At 73.5% G+C, this 17,196-nt stretch carries 16 protein-coding genes and 1 riboswitch; of the genes, 7 read left to right on the forward strand and 9 right to left on the reverse strand.

Features of this window, described 5'->3' with window-relative positions:
* Positions 1–107: 107 nt before the first annotated feature.
* Positions 108–602: a pyridoxamine 5'-phosphate oxidase family protein gene (locus ACFPIJ_RS38665; protein ID WP_380122964.1), complete on the reverse strand. Its 495-nt coding sequence runs from the start codon at positions 600–602 to the stop codon at positions 108–110.
* Positions 603–696: 94 nt separating this feature from the next.
* On the opposite strand from ACFPIJ_RS38665, the gene ACFPIJ_RS38670 reads away from it, so the two are divergent.
* Positions 697–1,746: an aldo/keto reductase gene (locus ACFPIJ_RS38670; RefSeq protein WP_380122966.1), complete on the forward strand. Its 1,050-nt coding sequence runs from the start codon at positions 697–699 to the stop codon at positions 1,744–1,746.
* 33 nt (positions 1,747–1,779) lie between these two features.
* Positions 1,780–2,436, forward strand: coding sequence for a hypothetical protein (locus ACFPIJ_RS38675; RefSeq protein WP_380122967.1), 657 nt, complete (start codon positions 1,780–1,782; stop codon positions 2,434–2,436).
* On the opposite strand, the gene ACFPIJ_RS38680 is transcribed toward ACFPIJ_RS38675, so the two are convergent.
* Positions 2,433–3,377 (reverse strand): acyltransferase domain-containing protein, encoded by a 945-nt coding sequence (locus ACFPIJ_RS38680; protein ID WP_380122969.1) that lies wholly within the window; start codon positions 3,375–3,377, stop codon positions 2,433–2,435. The genes ACFPIJ_RS38675 and ACFPIJ_RS38680 overlap by 4 nt on opposite strands.
* A 52-nt stretch (positions 3,378–3,429) precedes the next feature.
* Here ACFPIJ_RS38680 and ACFPIJ_RS38685 point away from each other — a divergent pair, with 52 nt between their 5' ends.
* Positions 3,430–4,155, forward strand: a complete 726-nt coding sequence (locus ACFPIJ_RS38685; RefSeq protein WP_380122971.1) for a leucine-rich repeat domain-containing protein — start codon at positions 3,430–3,432, stop codon at positions 4,153–4,155.
* Positions 4,156–4,190: 35 nt separating this feature from the next.
* Positions 4,191–4,895: a hypothetical protein gene (locus tag ACFPIJ_RS38690; protein ID WP_380122973.1), complete on the forward strand. Its 705-nt coding sequence runs from the start codon at positions 4,191–4,193 to the stop codon at positions 4,893–4,895.
* Between the two features lie 92 nt (positions 4,896–4,987).
* On the opposite strand, the gene ACFPIJ_RS38695 is transcribed toward ACFPIJ_RS38690, so the two are convergent.
* Positions 4,988–5,989 carry a C40 family peptidase gene (locus tag ACFPIJ_RS38695; protein ID WP_380122975.1) on the reverse strand — a complete coding sequence of 334 codons (1,002 nt, stop codon included), beginning with the start codon at positions 5,987–5,989 and terminating at the stop codon, positions 4,988–4,990.
* Positions 5,990–5,996: 7 nt separating this feature from the next.
* A riboswitch (cyclic di-AMP (ydaO/yuaA leader) is annotated at positions 5,997–6,161 on the reverse strand.
* A 175-nt stretch (positions 6,162–6,336) separates the two neighbouring features.
* On the opposite strand from ACFPIJ_RS38695, the gene ACFPIJ_RS38700 reads away from it, so the two are divergent.
* Positions 6,337–6,648, forward strand: a complete 312-nt coding sequence (locus ACFPIJ_RS38700; RefSeq protein WP_380122977.1) for a hypothetical protein — start codon at positions 6,337–6,339, stop codon at positions 6,646–6,648.
* Between the two features lie 68 nt (positions 6,649–6,716).
* Positions 6,717–7,475 (forward strand): alpha/beta fold hydrolase, encoded by a 759-nt coding sequence (locus ACFPIJ_RS38705; protein ID WP_380122979.1) that lies wholly within the window; start codon positions 6,717–6,719, stop codon positions 7,473–7,475.
* Between the two features lie 49 nt (positions 7,476–7,524).
* Here ACFPIJ_RS38705 and ACFPIJ_RS38710 read toward each other — a convergent pair whose 3' ends face one another.
* The 5 genes from ACFPIJ_RS38710 to ACFPIJ_RS38730 all read right to left on the reverse strand — a co-directional run bounded on the left by ACFPIJ_RS38710 (position 7,525) and on the right by ACFPIJ_RS38730 (position 14,382).
* The gene (locus ACFPIJ_RS38710; protein WP_380122980.1) at positions 7,525–9,330 is read right to left on the reverse strand and encodes an ATP-binding cassette domain-containing protein; all 1,806 of its coding nucleotides are present in this window, start codon (positions 9,328–9,330) and stop codon (positions 7,525–7,527) included.
* 2 nt (positions 9,331–9,332) lie between these two features.
* A complete protein-coding gene (locus ACFPIJ_RS38715; RefSeq protein ID WP_380122982.1) occupies positions 9,333–11,135 on the reverse strand; it encodes an ABC transporter ATP-binding protein in 1,803 nt (600 codons plus the stop codon).
* 143 nt (positions 11,136–11,278) lie between these two features.
* The gene (locus ACFPIJ_RS38720; RefSeq protein WP_380122984.1) at positions 11,279–12,079 is read right to left on the reverse strand and encodes an LLM class flavin-dependent oxidoreductase; all 801 of its coding nucleotides are present in this window, start codon (positions 12,077–12,079) and stop codon (positions 11,279–11,281) included.
* A gap of 51 nt (positions 12,080–12,130) precedes the next feature.
* Entirely contained in the window at positions 12,131–13,009 is an 879-nt protein-coding gene (locus tag ACFPIJ_RS38725; protein WP_380122986.1) for an NmrA family NAD(P)-binding protein, read from the reverse strand.
* Entirely contained in the window at positions 13,006–14,382 is a 1,377-nt protein-coding gene (locus ACFPIJ_RS38730) for an FAD-binding oxidoreductase (protein ID WP_380122988.1), read from the reverse strand. The genes ACFPIJ_RS38725 and ACFPIJ_RS38730 overlap by 4 nt, the downstream gene beginning before the upstream one ends.
* Positions 14,383–14,460: 78 nt before the next feature.
* Here ACFPIJ_RS38730 and ACFPIJ_RS38735 point away from each other — a divergent pair, with 78 nt between their 5' ends.
* Positions 14,461–16,044: a bifunctional AfsR/SARP family transcriptional regulator/alpha/beta hydrolase gene (locus tag ACFPIJ_RS38735; RefSeq protein ID WP_380122990.1), complete on the forward strand. Its 1,584-nt coding sequence runs from the start codon at positions 14,461–14,463 to the stop codon at positions 16,042–16,044.
* 10 nt (positions 16,045–16,054) lie between these two features.
* On the opposite strand, the gene ACFPIJ_RS38740 is transcribed toward ACFPIJ_RS38735, so the two are convergent.
* Positions 16,055–17,098, reverse strand: a complete 1,044-nt coding sequence (locus tag ACFPIJ_RS38740) for an amidohydrolase family protein (RefSeq protein ID WP_380122992.1) — start codon at positions 17,096–17,098, stop codon at positions 16,055–16,057.
* Positions 17,099–17,196 lie beyond the last annotated feature (98 nt).

A 17,196-nucleotide genomic window follows, 5' to 3' on the forward strand; every position in this document is an offset into this window, starting at 1 on the left:
AACCATCCGACGCTCATCTCGATGCCATCTCTCCTGTACCGCGAGATGAGCCATAACGGCGTCACCGTGTCAGATCGCCTGCCCCCGGTCACCCGCCGGCAAACACATCACCGCTTGACGACCACGCGCTCCGGCTCGCCGCGTTTCCAGACGGTGATCTCGAGCTGCCCGCCGTGCAGCGCGATCGAGGACGCGCTGGTCAGATCGGCGGCGTACAGATGGTCGAAGGGCAGCTGGCCACGCAGGTCCATGCCGGACTCCTCGAACAGCGCCTGGGCGAACCGCGCATGGACGGCCTCGTCGCGGACGTCGGTGACCACGCCCCACAGCTTCGCGTCACCGTCGGCGAGGTGCGTGTCGACGGTCGCCGTGTGCAGGCAGAACCGCGGGTCGCGGGCCAGGTCACGGAACTTCGCCGTGTCCGGCATACCCATGATCCACAGCTGGTCCTCGAAGATGACCGGTTCCATCGGGCTGATCCGCGGGAAGCCGTCGGCGCGGATCGTGGCGAGCAGGCACAGCTTGCCGGTCGCGGCGTGACGGCGGGCGAAGACGGCCGCGATGCGGGGGGCGAGCCCGGTGAGCTCTTTCCACGTCGTCATGCGGCAACGCTACGCCCGCGGGGTTGACCTGGAGTCCGCTCCAGGTCATAACGTGCTCCGGGTACGCGGCACGACAACGGCAAGGAGCAGCAGCATGCGGTACCGCACCCTCGGTCGCACCGGCATCCAGGTGAGCGTCCACTGTCTCGGGACCATGATGTTCGGTGCCGTCGGCAACCCCGACCACGACGACTGCGTGCGCATCATCCACGCCGCCCTCGACCAGGGCATCAACTTCGTCGACACCGCCGACATGTACTCCGCCGGCGAGTCGGAGGAGATCGTCGGCAAGGCCCTGCGGGGCCGCCGCGACGACGTCGTGCTCGCCACGAAGGTCCACTTCCCGATGGGCGAGGGACCGAACCACGGCGGCAACTCACGGCGCTGGATCATCCGCGAGATCGAGGACAGCCTGCGCCGGCTCGGCACCGACTGGATCGACCTGTACCAGATCCACCGCCCCGACGCCGACACCGACATCGAGGAGACCCTGTCCGTCCTCACCGACCTGGAACGACAGGGGAAGATCCGCGCGTTCGGCTGCTCGACGTTCCCCGCCGAGCAGATCGTCGAGGCGCACCACGTCGCGGAACGGCGCGGGCTGCGCCGGTTCCGCACGGAGCAGCCGCCGTACTCGCTGCTGGCCCGCGGCATCGAGAAAGACCTCCTCCCGGTCGCCGGGCGTTACGGCATGGGCGTGCTGACCTGGAGCCCGCTCGCGTCGGGATTCCTGACCGGCCGCTACCGCCAGGGCCGGCCCGTGGACCTGTCGACCGGCCGCGCCGCGCTCAACCCGCACCGCTTCGACCCGGCGCTGGAGGAGAACGTGCGCAAGCTCGACGTGGTCGAGCAGCTCGTCAAGCTCGCCGAGGACCTCGGCTGCACGCTGCCGGAGCTCGCCCTCGCGTTCCCGATCGCCCACCCGGCGGTCACGTCGGTCATCATCGGCCCGCGCACCATGGACCAGCTCGACGCCGCGCTGCGCGGCGCCGGCCTCACCCTCGACGACGCCGCCCTCGACCGCATCGACGAGATCGTCCCGCCGGGCACCGACCTGTACCGGGCCGACGGCGCCTGGCGCCCACCCGCCCTGGTCGACCCGACCCTGCGCCGCCGCCGGCCGGGCGACCGCGCTGCCGCCTGAGCCGTCCTTGCCGGTCTGCTCTACGGTGTGGCGATGGTCAACTGGATCGCCAAGGTCGGCTGCGAGGGCGGTCCGCTGCTCGTCTGCGCGGCGTCGGCGTTCGCCGACTGGGGCGGCGCGGTGCTGGACGAGGACTACGAACTCGACCCGGCCTGCGACCTGCACCGCGCGAACGAGGTGCTGTACCCCGCTGACGACGAGCTCGAGGCCGGCTTCGTCCACTTCGCCGCACACACCGGGCTGGTGTGGGAGATGGACGGGCCGGGCGTCGCCGAGATCGCGTCAACACATGGCGGCCTGCTCATCATGCGCTCCTGGGTCCGCAACACCGACGCCCCGCACCGCTACGTCACCGGGCCGGCCGCGGCGGACGTCGAGCAGCCGGTCGGCGAGCTCGACCTGACCGGCGGCGGCCTCGCCGTCGTGTGGGCGCCGGTCGTCGCCGCGGAGGTCGGCCCGTTCCCGACGGCACCGCCCGCGCCGGTCACACTCGACCTGGACCACATCCACGGCGTCGGCGTCCTGCTGCCGGTCCGCCCCGGCCGATACCAGGTCAGCCGCGGCTCCCTCACCGGCACCCGGGGGCAGTACGCGCCGCTGGAGGAGCAGCACGGACCACCGGTCGCCGGCAACGACGACGACTGGAGCTGCCGCTGGCTGCGGCTGCGACCCGTGGGAGCGCCCGCCTAGATCGCGAAACGGCCGGTGCGCCACTGCCAGTGGCGGCCGGCCTTCAGGTGCTCGGCGACCGCGCGCTGCAGCACGGTGCGGCCCGGCAACTGGTCGAGCGGCGTGGTCAGGGAGCGGAACACGAACCGCAGCACCTCGACGTCGGCGTTGACGCCTTCCGGCTCCTCGTAGGGCTCCAGCTCGAACCGCCGCTGGAACCGGACGATGTTCGAGTCCTCCGGCAGGTACTCCAGCAGCTGCGGGTCGAGCAGCCACGAGCCGCACGAGAACGCCGTGTACTGCTCGTCGGGGAAGTGGCGTGGGAAGAACGCGCGGGCCTCGTCCAGCGACGCGTCGACCGCCTCCGCAGTCAGCGGCCCCGAGTCGGGGATGTGCAGGCCGATGGCGGTGTCGCCGCGCTGGTGCTGGAGCCGGCCCAGGTCGTACAGGCCGCCGCGCGAGTGCAGGGTCAGCCAGGCCTGCATGACCGGCCAGCCCTCACGCTGCATCCGCCGGTCGATCGCAAGGTTGCGGCCGAGGTCCGCGAGGGTGGCCCACGACACGGACTCGGGGACGTCGTGGTCGCGGTGATACGCCAGGGCGACGTCGACCAGGGCCAGGTACGCATACACATACAGGTGCCGCCAGGCCGGTCCGCGGTCGCGGGGCAGCTCCGGGCCGGGCACCAGCCAGGCGTGGCCACCGAGATCCGCGCGCACCAGAGCGATCGTGCGGTCCAGCAGCCAGCGCAGCTCCGCGGTCCACAGTGGAGAGTCCGGGTCCGGCCAGCCCTCCATGACCTCGGCGGCGTCGTCCGGCCGCACCGCAAGCCGCTCGAGCATCGCGGGCGCGTCGGCCTTGGCGGGCAACGGCACCGACGGCCGGTCCCCGGCGAGCCGGTGCACGCGCTCGATGTCGTCGACGGATACCCCGAGCCGTGCGGCGATGTCGTCCAGATCCACACCGACGACCCTACCGGCCGATGCCGTGCCTAGACTGCCCTGGGAGGTGCGGATGGACGTCTCCGCCGCCATCGCACGGGCCGCGGCCACCGGTGCGCCCGTCCTGGACCTGTCCGGTCAGGGGCTGACCCGGGTGCCGGCGTCGATCGGCACGCTGGCCGAACTCGACGTGTTGAACCTCAGCGGCAACGCGCTGACCACGGTGCCGGACGAGATCGGCAGGCTGCGTGGCTTGTCGGTGCTCTATCTGTACGACAACCACCTCGCGGAACTCCCGGCCGGCATCGGCGGACTCGGCCAGCTGGAGCAGCTCGACCTGAGCGGCAACCAGCTCGCCGTGCTGCCCTCGGGCATCGGCGAGCTGGCCGCGTTGCGCGCGCTGGAGGTGCGGGGAAACCGGCTGCGGGAACTTCCCGACCGGATCGGCGACCTGCGCCGGCTCGAGTTCCTCGACGCCGGCTCGAACCAGCTGGCCTCGCTGCCCGCGCGGATCGGCGACCTCGCCTCGCTGCGCGAGCTGGCGCTGGACGGCAACCGGTTGACCACACTGCCGCCGGAACTCGGCCGGCTCACCGGCCTGACCCACCTGCGGCTCGGCGACAACGGGCTGCTCGCGCTACCGTCCGAGCTGCGCGGGTTGACCAACCTCGTCGAGCTGACCGGCCTGCACGACGAACCGCTGATGAGCGCCTCGTTCCTGGCCGGCAACGACGGCTACTGGTTCGCCGGCGCCCAGCAGATCCTGACCGCCTACTTCACCGGCGGCGGGTTCTCCTGAACGTAACCTGGGAGGCGGTGCGTTAACCTGCCGCGATGGACCACCGCGTCGGGGACGTGCTGCGTATCCAGTGCCTGTTCACTCCCACGGTCGTGACGCACGTCGATGAATCGCATGTCACCGTCCGCTGGCCGTGGTGGGAGATCGACCCCGACGCCGACGGCATCCGCTGGAACGGCGAGGCGGCCCTGGACCGCCACGATCCGGCCGAGCTGTACGTCACGGAACCGACTGCCGACCAGCTCGCGCCGGGTGACACCTGTCGCATCGGCATCCCGCCCCGGATCATCCACGTCATCGAGGTCCACGAGCACGATCCGCCGCAACAGACCGGCTGGCTGCCGCGGCCGAAACTGAGCCTGCTCATCCTGCCAGCCGGCGAGGCACCCGACCCCGCCGCCGAGTTCCAGGGCACCAGCATCGAACCCGGCAACGGCATCCCGCTCACATTTGAGCTGGTCTTCCGGCCGTACGCCTTCTTGACGCCCGGTGACGACGTGGCCGACGCCGACGGCCGCGCCTGGCGTTTCGACGGACCGTGGGCCTGGACCGCCTACGACGGCGCTGACGGCGTGCCGACCTGGCCGCTCGCCGCGCTCAGCGGTGGCGCGGACCCGGCGGCTGTCTCCGCCGCAACCGCGACCGGCGCACACGAAGGTGAAGTGGCACGCTGGCGGCTGGCGGCGGGCCTGACGTCAGGCCGCTTCCCAGAAGGCCATCGCCAGGCCGAGGGCGCGTAGGTCGCCGGTCGTGGTCGAACGTCGCCCGGACGCCCGCGAACCGATCGCTCATCGACCGACCATGGACGCCCGGGCTGCCGGCGTCCAACCAATTAGGCCGGTCGGCCGTACCCGTACAACTTGTCGATGTCGACCGGGGCGACCTTCACGACCGTACGGCTGTTGGGGGCGTGGATGATCTGGTTGTTGCCGATGTAGATCCCGACGTGCCCGAGGTTGTTGTAGAACACCAGGTCGCCCGGGGCGAGCTGGCTGCGTGAGATGTGGCGGACCTTCTGCCACTGCTGTGCGGCGTTGTGCGGCAACGACACCCCGGCCGCTTTCCACGCCATCATGGTCAGCCCGGAGCAGTCGAAGGTGTTCGGCCCGGCGGTGCCCCACACGTACTTCTTCCCGAGCTGCGCCCACGCGTAGTTGACCGCCTTGCCCGCCGAGCCGGACACCGCCGGTGGCTTCCCCGCGGGCGGCGGCGTGGTGGTGGTCGTCTTGGGCTTCGCGGCGGCAGCGGCGGCCGCAGCGGCGGCGGCCTCGGCCTTGGCCTGCATCTGGTCCAGGCGGGCGATGTCGCCCTCGATCTTCTTGCGGCGGGTCTCCAGCTCGATCTTCTGCTGGCTCTGCGCCGCCTTGGTGTCGTTGAGCCGGCGCTGCTCGGCGGTGAAGGCGTCCTTCGCCGCGCCGTACGCGGCCAGGTCGCGCTGCTGGCTGAGCGAGATCTGCCGGAGGGTGCCGACCCGGTCGGTGAAGTTGTCCGACGATCTCGCGCCGAGCATGAGCGACCACGTGCCGAGGTTGCCGCCGCTCTTGTACGCGTTGACCGCGAGCGTGGTGGCGTCGTCCTGGGCGGTGTCCATGGTGGCCTGCAGCGGTGCCAGGTCGGCCTGCAACTTGGTGATCGCCGCCTCGGTCGCCTCGAGGTCGCCCTTGACCTTGTTGTACTGCTCGACGACGAGCTCGACCTCTTCGTTGCCCTTGTCGATCTGGGCCTGGAGCTGCTCAGGCGTCGGATCCGCGTGCGCGGCGCAGGCCGGGGCGATCATCGCCGCCACCGCCAGCGCGACGACCGCGGTGCGCAGCGTCGTGCGTCCGTTGAACACGGCACAGTCCTTCTTCCTGGACCGCTTACCGGGTTAGCTGACGGATTCGGGCGAGAAGAAGGCGCGCCCTACCGCGCCGTGGCGCGGATTCACCCCAATGGAAACCAGGTTGGTTCCCCGGCTCGTCGACCTCGTGCGGGACACGCGGCCGGCGACTCAGCGGTGGCTGCCCGGCCACCCCGGCGGGGTGGCGAAGTCCGGCAGGCCGACCCAAACGTAACGGCAGCAGAGACCGTCGGGCCTCGATCTAAGCGACACTTAACGAAGACTCAAGACGCACCTGCCTGTCTCGAACGGCGTGAATAAGGCGATGCGCGACGTGGAGATCTGCGGCATCGTGGTTGTCCATGGCCGAGCGGGTGATGTTCGTGCAGTTGAAGACCGGTCACGGCACCGATCAGGGTCCGGCGTGGATCAGTACCGTCCGGTTCAACCGCACCTGGAAGACGGCCTACTGGCACGGCCGGACGTTGCGCCGCTGGCCGGGGATGTTCGACGCGAACTTCTTCGACGTCGAGACCGACGAGCGCTACTGGCTCTCGGGGCCGCACCGCGACCGGGCCGACACCCGGTACAGCAACATCCGGCCGACGATCGACGAGGACGTCCGCGACCTGTACGAGGCGTTCCTGCGCGGCGGCCCCCTGCCGGGCCGGTAGCGCACCAGGACCGTGCCACGGGCAGCGGGGGCGGTTCCGGTGCGCCATGATCGGGGCGGGAGGTCACAGTGCAGCGGTATGTCGAGCTCGACGGCGTGCGCACCTGGTACGACGAACGAGGCGCGGGCGATCCGGTGGTGCTGCTGCACGGCGCGGTCGTCGACTCGCGCTGCTTCGCCGGCAACCTGGACGCGCTGGACGGTGGGTTCCGGCTGTACGTGCCGGAGCGGCGCGGCCACGGGCACACCGCGGACCCGGGCGGCCCGCTCAGCCCGCAGGTCATGGCGCGGGACACGGTCGCGTTCCTGCGGGACGTCGTCGGCGGGCCGGCCGCGGTGGTCGGCTACAGCGCGGGTGCGGTCGTGGCGCTGCTGACCGCGATCGCCCGGCCCGACCTGGTGTCCCGGCTGGTGCTGATCAGCGGGGCCTTCCATCAGGACGGCGTCCTGCTACCGCCGGCCACCCCTGCCGACATCCCGCAGATCATCTACGACCAGCACGCCGAGGTGACCCCGGAAGGGCCGGGCCACCTGGTGTCCGTCATCGAGCGGATCGCCGCGTCGTCCGACGCCGGCGACCTGGCGCTGGCCGCCGCCGACCTGAGCGCGGTGGCCTGCCGGACGCTGGTGATGGCCGGCGACGACGACGCCGTCTCCCTGGAGCACGTCCTGCGGCTCTACCGGGCGCTGCCCGATGCCGAGCTCGCCGTGGTGCCCAACGCCTCGCACACCCTGCTCATCGAGCACCCGCAGCTGTGCACCGGGCTCGTCACCACGTTTCTGTCCGGCCCGCCGGCACCCACGCACATGCCGATCCGCCGGGCCTGACCCGTTGCAGGGACGGCGGGATCGGACGGCGGCCACCGTCGGCGCGGGCTCAGGCATAGTCGGCCGCCTGCATGGTGCAGACGGTGGCGTACCAGCCGCCGGTGGCCATCAGGTCCTCGTGCGTGCCGACCTCGGCGACCTTGCCGTCGCGCAGCGTCACGATGAGGTCGGCGGTGCGGACGGTCGAGAAGCGGTGCGACACGAGCAGCGTGACGCACCCGTTGACCGCCGCGTCCGCCCGCCCGACCTCCAGGCAGCCGGCGAACAGGGCGGCCTCGCTCTCCGCGTCCAGGCTGGCGGTCGGCTCGTCCAGCACGCGCAGCAGCGGCGCCTCGCGCATCATCGCCCGGCCGAGGGCCAGCTTCTGCCACTGCCCCTCCGACGGCAGGGCGCCACCCGGCATCGACCGGCCCAGCGGCGTCTCCAGCCCGTCGGCGAGCCGGCCGATCACGTCGGCCGATCCGGCCCTGGTCAGTGCCCCGGCGGCGGCCTCCCGGTCGCCGAGGCGCGGCAGGTCGCCGGCCCCGACGGTGTCGCCGGCGGGCAGCTCGAACCGGCAGAAGTCCTGGAACCCGGCCGCGAGCCGCTCGCGCACGCTGTGATGATCGAGCGTCACGAGATCGACGCCGTCGAGCAGGATCTGACCGGCGGTCGGCCGGTAGAGCCCCATCAGCAGCTTGACCAGGGTCGACTTGCCCGCCCCGTTGTGCCCGGCGAGGGCGACGACCGTGCCGGCGGGCAGGACGAGGCTGACGTCGTCGAGCACCGGCGGGCCGTCGGGGGTGTACCGGAAGGTCACGCCCCGCAGCTCGATGCTGTGCCGCAGGCCGGCCGGTGCGGTCGCGCTGCCGGAGTGCCGGTCGCCGGACTGCTCCACGAGGCGCTCCAGCCAGGTGAACCGCTCCAGGATCGTGCTGAGCCGGCTGAGCTTGCTGAACGTCGTCGCCGCCTGCTCGGCCTGGGCGACCAGTTGCATCGCCAGGACGGCCAGCAGGAACACCACGCCGCCGCTGCGCACGCCGGGGTCGTCGCGCGACAGCCAGAGCAGCAGCAGGACGCCCGCGGCGAACAGTGTCCACCCGATGGTCATGATCCGTCCCGTGCGGAGGCGGGCCAGCCGCTGCCGGCGGTCCGCGGTGCGCAGCAGTTCGTCCTGCCGGTCGGCGACGGCGCCGGTCATGCCGTACTGGCGCAGCTCGCCGGCCGGGCCCGGCTCGGTCCCGGCCAGGAAGAGCATGCGCGCGGCCCGCATCGGCGCGGAGATGTCGTCGAGCATGCTGGAGATCTCCCGCTCGGCCCGCATCGACGCGAGCACCGGCAGCAGCACGAGCAGCGGAAGCGGCGTCAGCACCGGGGCGACGAACGCCAACAGGACGGCGGCGGCACCGAAGCGCACCGCCAGGGCGACGGTCTCGATGATCGTGGTGATCGAGCCGACGAGGTGCCGCGGCCGCCCGGCGAGGGTGAACACCCGGTCCTGGAAGTCGGGTGACTCGACCACGGACAGGTCGGGCATCTCGTGCACGAGCCCGCTCAGCCGCTGCTCCAGCCAGTGGTCGGTGCGCTCCTCCAGCACCGTCTGGCTGGTCATCGACACCCACTGGGCGCCGACCCAGCACAGGCCTACGACGCCCATCGCGATCGCGGCGAGCCGGATCCGGCCGGTGTCGTGGGCGGTGAGGCCGTCCACGAGCGTGCGGACCGTCCAGGCCAGCCCGACCGGCAGCGCAGCCTCCACCAACGCGACGACGATGACCGCGCCCGCCAGGCCCGGGCTGGCCTTGAACGACGCCCGCAGCACCAGGCGGACGGCCGAGCCCGACGCGGCGAGGGACCGTCGGATGGCACCGGACATGCTCATCGGACGATCGCCGCCTGCGCGTCGAACATCTGCGCGTACAGGCCGCCCTGCTGGATCAGGGTGGCGTGGTCACCGGTCTCGACGATCCGGCCGGCGTCGAGCACCACGATGCGGTCCACCCGCCGGACGGTCGCGAACCGGTGCGACACCAGCAGCAAGGTGTGCTCCCTCGTCGCGTCGATGATGGCGTCGTACACGGCCCGCTCCGCCTCGATGTCCATGTTGGCCGTCGGCTCGTCCAGCGCCAGGACGGTCGCGCCGGTGCGCAGCGCATGCAGGCCACGGGCGAGCGCGACCTTCTGCCACTGCCCGCCGGACAGGTCGGTGCCGCCGGCCAGCTGCGGGGACAGGACGGTGTCCCACCCGTGCGGCAGGTCGGCCAGGACCGTGTCCAGGTCGGACTGGGCGGCGACCGCGGCCAGCGTGCGGGCGTCGGTCGCCCGACCCGGCCCGGCGACGTTCTCCCGCACCGTCAGCGGCAGCCGCACGAAGTTCTGGGTCATCGTGGCGAGGCGGCTGCGCCACCGTTGCGGGTCGAGCTCGCGCAGCGGCACCCCGTCGACCAGGATCTCCCCGGACGTCGGCTCGTGGCTGCGCAGCAGCAACTTCAGCAGGGTGCTCTTCCCGGCGCCGTTGCGCCCGACGATCGCCAGCGAGCCGCCGGCCGGGACGGTCATCGAGATCCCGTGCAGGACCTGGGTGCCGTCGGGATACGAGAAACTGACGTCGCGCAGCTCGATCTCGCGCAGCGGCGCCGCGCCCGGGTCGCGGTCACCGGTCGGGCCGGCGGGCCGCACCGCATCCTCGACCTCGACCAGGGCGTCGACGGCGTCCCAGCCGATGTGGGCCAGCCGGTCCCATTCGGTGACCGCGGCGAACTGCAGCAGCCCGATGCCGGCCTGCACCCCGACGACGAGCGCGGCGAGGCTCACGGCACCGTCCTGCCAGTCGTCGGCGAGCACGGCGATGCCGGCGGCCTGCCCGGCGCCGAGCAGCACGGCGCCCGCGGCGATCTTCCACCAGGCGATGCGCCGCCCCTGCCAGGCGGCCGTGGACACCCGCAGCCACTCGGTGTGGTGCAGGCCCAGCAGCCACCGGCCGAGGCCGAAGACCCGGGTCTCCTTCTCCGCGCCGGGCCGCAGCAGCAGGTCGCGCAGATAGTGGCCGCGGCGCAGGGCGCCCGGGTCCAGGTGCAGATGGTGCAGCAGCTGCCGGTAGTTGTCCCGCAGCCACCAGCCGACGACCAGGTGCAGCGTCCCCGACACGGCCGCGAGGACCGGGTCGACCCAGGCCAGCAGGGCGACGCAGCCGACGGCGGTGAGCAGGACCTGGATCCGGCCGGTCACGCCGAGCAGGCCGCCCGCCGGCCCGCCGAGCCGGTTGGCCAGGCCGTGCGCGGTCGCGATGCGGCCCTGCAGCCGGGGGTCCTCCAGGTGGCCGAGACCGACCGGCCGGGCCACCGCCTCGATGAGCCGGCGCCGCAGCACCATGTCCATCTGCCGGGCGAGGGCCTCCAGGACGTCGGAGCGGATCATGCTGCTCAGCTGTGACAGTGCCAGGACGACGGCCATCGCCGCCACCACCAGCCCGAGCGACCCGGCCGACCCGTCGTCGCGGCGGGCGAGCAGCCCGGCCGCCGTGCCGGACAGGATGATGAACAGGGCGGGGACGGCCGCGCTGAGCAGCGTGGTGGACACCGCGACGGCGGCGAGCCCCGGTCTGGCCCGGCCGACCGCCACGACGGCCGGCCACCAGGACGGCCCGCGGCGTCCGGTTGCGCCCTCGTCAGGTCGCGTCATCGATCGCTGCCGCGCTGCATCGCGAGAAAGAGGGTCAACGGTTCGTCGGCAACGACGCCGATACGTGCCGCATGCAGCATCGAGCCAGGCTAACAGCGCAGGCCGTCGCGTTCCGTCCCGCGCGAATCAGCAGCTTCAGGTCGCTACACCGGCGGGCCGGCCTTCAGCACGCCACGGACCGCGTCCACGGTCACCGACTCCGGGTCGAAGGCGGTCAGCCACCAGGTCGCACCGGCCGCCTCGTACGGCTGCAGGTCCGTGCCCGGCGCCAGCTCCACCGCGATGTCATACGGGCCGGGGCCACGCAGCCCGGCGATGACGGCGGCCGCCTCCGCGAGCTGGTCCGGGTGTTCGAGGTTGACCGGGACGTACCCGTCGTGGCGCGCGGCGCGCTGCATCGGCCGCTGCTTGCCGGGGAAGCCGCCGACCCAGACCGGGACGCCCGGGCGCTGCACGGGGCGGGGCAGGAACGTCACGTCGTCGACCGTGTAGTGCGCGCCGTGGTGCCGGACCGGCTCGCCCGACCACGCCCCGGTCAGGATCGACAGGGCCTCGTCGAGCATCGCGCCGCGGGTCCGCTCGTCGCCGGCCTCGCCGGTGGCCGAGTACTCGGCGCCGAAGCGGTCGCTGCCGACCCCGACGCCGAGCGTGAGCCGGCCTCCGCTGAGCAGGTCCAGGGAGGCCGTCTCGCGGGCCAGCTTGACCGGGCGGCGCCGGGCCAGCGGGGTGATCATCGGGCCGAGGCGGAGCTGGGACGTCACCATCGCCGCCGCGGTCAGCGTGACCCACGGGTCGGCGACCGCCTGCACGGGGGCGTGCCATCGCACGTGGTCCCACACGAACAGGGCATGCCAGCCGTGCTCCTCGGCCTCGGCGGCGAGCCGGGCCACGGTGCGAGGGTCGGCGAGCTGGTCGAAGAGCGGCAGCCAGAGTGCGGATCGCATGGCGTCGACGGTACGGATCCCGCCGCGCCGCCGCACAGCGAGCCGCTCCGATCACTGCGCCCGCGCCGCCTGCGGGGTGAACGCGGCGGCGAAGTCGCGGGCGAAACCGGTGATGTCGCGGGCCGGACGGCCGGTCAGCGCGCGCACCTGATCCGTGGTGCGCTCGAAGCCACCGGCGCGGATGACGCCGAAGACGCCGGCCAGGTGGATGCCGAGCCAGTCCGGCAGGCCGGCGCCCTCGAAGCGGGGGCGGGCCTGCTCCTCGGTCAGGTCGACCGAGCGGACGGGCCGGCCGGTCGCGTCGGCGAGCGCCGCCGCGACGTCGGCGAACGTGATCGCCGCCGGGCCGGTGAGGTCGTAGCTGCGGCCCGGGAGCGTCCCGGCGAGCAGCGTGGCGGCGGCGACCGCGGCGACGTCCCGGATGTCGATCATCGCGATCCGGCGGCCGGCGGTGGGTGCGTGCAGCAGGCCGGTGTGCGCGACGCCGCCGGCGACCATGAGCAGGTTCGTCATGAAGAACGCCGGCCGCAGCACGACCGCGGCCAGCCCGGACCGGTTCAGGTGCGCCTCGACCTCGCCGTGCCAGCGAAACGCGGGCAGCGCCGAGGACTCCTCGGCGTGCATCGCGGACAGCTTCACGATCCGGTCAACGCCCTCCTCGGCGGCGGCGTCGATGACCGCGGTCTCGTGGGCGACCTTGCGCGGGCCGTCGGCGGCGCTGAGGTACACCCGGTCGACACCGTGCAGCGCGCGCCGCAGCAACACGGGATCGTCGAAGTCGCCGGGGGCGAGCTCGACGTCGCCGAGTTTCGCCGCGGCGGCCCGCGGGTCGCGGACGAAGGCGCGCACGTCGGCGCCGCGGGCCCGCAGTTCATGGATGACGTTTGCGCCGACGGTGCCTGTGGCGCCGGTGACGAGGATCCGGGTCATGAGCTTGCCTCTCGATCGGGGGCCGGTGGGATGTTGTGGCCGAGGTGGAAGACGTTCGCCGGGTCCCAGGCGCGTTTGACGGCGGCCAGGCGGGCGTAGTTGTCGGGGGTGAACGCGGTGTGGGTCTTCGTCCGGTCGGTGAGCAGGGTGAGGAACGAGCCGCCGGTCGCGAACGGGCGCAGCCGGCCGGAGAGGCGGTCCAGGGCCGCGTCGGCGGCGGTCCGGTCGGGACTCAGGTAGGGCGCGACAGCCATCACGGAGAAGGCCACGTCGCGGTGCCCGGCCGGGCCGGCGTCCGGGCCCGGGTCGGCCATCGCGCCGCCCCAGTGCCGCACGTCGACGAACGCGAGCGGGGAGTCGGCCGAGCCGGCCTCGACGATCGCGTGCAGCGCCGCGTCGGGCAGGGCGTGAAACAGCTCGATCTCCTGCCGGTTGGCCATCGGCGGCGCGTCCGGGCCGTTGGTGGCGTCACTGGCGGCCGGGAACGCCCGCATCCCGAACCCGTCCAGCAGCGGCGGGCCGGCCGCCTCCAGCAGCGGGGCGAGGACCCGGTCGCCGTCGTCACCGTGGTGGAACGCCCGGATCGCCAGGACCCGCCGCCCGCGCAGCGCCTCGGGGAACGCCGGCGCCGGCGGCAGGCGGATCAGCAGCACGGCGGTGTTCATCGCCGCGGGCTCGCCGAGGGCCCAGTCCCGGTAGGCGGCCAGGGTGTCGAAGGCGCGTTCCAGCGGGTAGAACGACATGCCGGAGTAGACCCGCGGCACCGGGTACAGCCGGAACTCCAGCGAGGTGACGACGCCGAAGTTCCCGCCGCCGCCGCGCAACGCCCAGAACAGGTCGGGGTGCTGCCGCGCGGTCGCGGTCAGCGCCACCCCGTCGGCGGTGACGAGGTCTGCGCTCACGACGCTGTCGGCGGCGAACCCGAAGGTCCGCGACAGCCATGACTGCCCGCCGCCGAGGGTGTACCCGGTGACCCCGACCGTGCTGCACCGCCCGGCGAGCCCGGCCAGGCCGTAGCGGGCGGCGGCGCGGTTCACGTCCGCCCACACCGCACCCGGCCCGACCCGGGCGACCCGGCGGTGCGGGTCGATCTCGACGCCGTTGAGCGCCGTCGTCTTGAGCAGCAGCGCGCCGTCGGCGGGCACGACGGCACCGTGGCCGGTCGCCTGCACCGCGAGCGGCAGGTCGTGCTCCCGGGCGGCGAGCACCGCGGTGCGCACGTCGGCGGTGGTCGCGGCGGCGGCGATCAGCGCCGGGTGGGACTCGAAGGTCCGGTGCCAGCCGAGCCGGTGCCCGTCATATCCATCCTCGCCCGGGCGCAGGAGCGCACCGGCGAACCGGCGCTCCAGGTCCGTGTTCCTGAGCTTCGTCATGCGCTCGAAGCTAGGCAGCACCCTGCCGGGGACCGATGCGGTGTGGATGTGGTCCGGATGTGGTCCTACGCTGGCAGCGTGCTGGTGCGGGTGCTGGGGACGGCGGGGGTGCAGGACCCGGCGCCCCGGCTGGAGCGCAAGGCGCGGGAGCTGCTGAGCATCCTGACCGTGCGGGCGCCGGCCGCGGTCACCCTCGACGAGCTCGCCCGGCTGCTCTGGGACGACCCGCCGCCCTCGACCGTCAAGACCCTGCGCGCCCACCTGTCCCGCATCCGCGCCGCGCTGCAGGCCGCAGACCTGTCGGCCGATGTCGTGCGGGTCGGCCGGGACGGGTACCGGCTCGCGGTCGCGTCTTCCCAGACCGATGTCGGTGCGGTCGCCGAGGCCCGGGCCCGCGCCCGGCTCCTGCTCGCCGACGGCCGTCCCGACGGCGCCGCAGCCGTCCTCGCCGCCGCCCGGGCACTGTGGCTGGGCGAGCCGGAGCTGCCGGACACGGTCACGGCGGCGGCGCTGCGGCAGGGCTGGCGGCAGGAGCGGCGGCTGCTCGTGCAGGAACACCTCGGCTGCCTCGCCGCCGGCAGCGACCCGGGATCAGCCCTGGGCGAGTTGGAACAGCTCACCGCGCTTGATCCGCTCGACGAGCCGCTGTGGGTGCACTACATCCGGGCCCTGCACCGGGCCGACCGGCAGACCGAGGCGCTCCGGGCCGCGGCCGCCGCCCGCGCCGCGCTCGTCGCGGTCGGCCTCGACCCGTCCCCGGCGCTGCACGCCGCCCAGGCCGGCGTGTTGCGGTCGTCCGTCCCGCCGCCCGCCGCACCCCCGCCATCCACCGCCGTGGCGGTGCGGTACGCCACCGGCGAGGACGGCTCGACCGCCTTCACCCGGCTGTCCGACCGGGGCCGCGACCTGGTCGTGCTCAACCCGGCGATGCTCACCATCGACGGGCTCCTGGACGGCACCCACGCCCGCGCGGCGCTGGCCACCCTCGCCGAGCACACCGCCGTCGTGTGCTTCGACCGGCGTGGCATCGGCCTGTCCGACCCCCTCGACCAGCACCGGCCGCCGCTGGACCAGTGGGTCGCCGACGTGCGCCGGGTCCTCGACGCCCTCGCGATCGACCGGGCCGACCTGTTCGCCAACTTCGACACCGGCCTCGTCGCGATCGAGTTCGCCGCCCGCCACCCCGAGCGCGTGCGCTCGCTGGTGCTCGCGCAGTGCTTCCCCCGGTACACCCGCGGCGCCGACTATCCGTTCGGCCTGGACGCCGGCACCACCGAGACCCTCATCCGCGACACCGTCTCGCCGGCCGACCCGGCGCAGGGCATGGACTCCGTCGTGCAGGCCGCCCCGAGCCTGGCCGCCGACAACGACTTCCGCCAGTGGTGGAACCGCATCGGCCGGCGCGCCGCCAGCCCCGCCGTCGCCACCGCGGTCCGGGCCGTGGCCACCGGCACCGACCTGCGGCACCGCCTGCCCGACGTGACCGCGCCGACCCTGGTCCTGCACCGCCGCAACTGCCTCAACGTCGACGCCGGCCACGCGACGTACCTGGCCGCCAACCTGCCGCGGGCCCGCCTGCAGACCGTGGCCGGCACCGACGCGCTGTGGTTCACCGACACCGGCGACCTCCTGCGCCACGCCGTCGACTTCCTCGCCAGGTAACGCCCTGACGTCATCGCACGCGTCGTCCGCGGGCGATGACGGCGCGCGGCCGGTCCAGCTGGCTGAGGTCGGTGCGGGGGTCGGCGTCGAACACGACCGCGTCGGCCGGCGCCCCGTCCGACAGGCCCGGCAGGCCGAGGTACGCCCGTGCGGTCCAGGACGCGGCGGCGATCGCCGCGTGCGGTGCCACGCCCGCCTCGACCATCGCCCGGACCTCACCGACGATGCCACCGTGCGGACGGGAGTCGGTGCCGGCCAGCACGGTGACCCCGGCCTCGACGGCGGCGGCGGTCAACCGGCCGTGCACGCTCGCCCCGGACACGTACCACCGCCGGCGCGGACTGTCCGGCCCGGCCGACACCCGCGCCAGCGACCCCGTGATCACCGACAGCGTCGGCGTCAGCGCCGTGCCCTGCTCGGCCATGCGCGGCAACAGCTGCGGGTCCAGGCCCATGCCGTGCTCCACCGAGTCCACGCCGGCCGCCACGGCGACCACCCCACCGGCCGGGTGCTGCGTGTGCGCCGCGAGGCGCCCACCGACCGCGTGTACGCCTGCGACCACCTCACGCAGCAGCTCCACCGGCATGACCTCGTCGTCGACACTCCAGTCGATCACGACCTTCGCCCAGCCCGTCCGCGCCGCCTGCTCGGCCGCGACGGCGGGCAGCGCGGCCGGCTCGGGCCGGCGACCCCAGCCCGGCATGAACTGCCCGTGCTGAGCGAGCCACGGCCCGGCGTGCACGGCGCGCGGACCGTCCTCGGTGCGCCCGAACCAGTCCGGCGGGTCCTCGACCAGACCGGGCGCGCGGATGAGCGTGACGCCCGAGGCCAGGTGCGCCCGGAGGTCCTCCCGCAGGACGTCGAGGTCCATCGGATCGCCCGGCTTCTCGGCGCCCGGGTGCGTGTGCGCGTCGACCAGCCCCGGCAGCAGCCAGCCCTCCGCCACCAGTTCGGCACCGGGCACCGGATCCGTGGTCCACCGGTCCCCGTCGGCGTAGAGGTCGACCGGCTCTCCTTCGGGCAGCGCGAACCCTCGGACCCGCAGTACCGCCATCGCATCTCCCTGGTGCTCAGGAAACGTCCATGTCCCGCAGCACGAGCGCGCGGCCGCCCGGCACCGCGACCACATCGAAGAACGCGGTGAGGTCGCTC

The sequence above is a fragment of the Dactylosporangium cerinum genome (assembly GCF_042653625.1).
GTDB lineage: Bacteria > Actinomycetota > Actinomycetes > Mycobacteriales > Micromonosporaceae > Dactylosporangium > Dactylosporangium cerinum.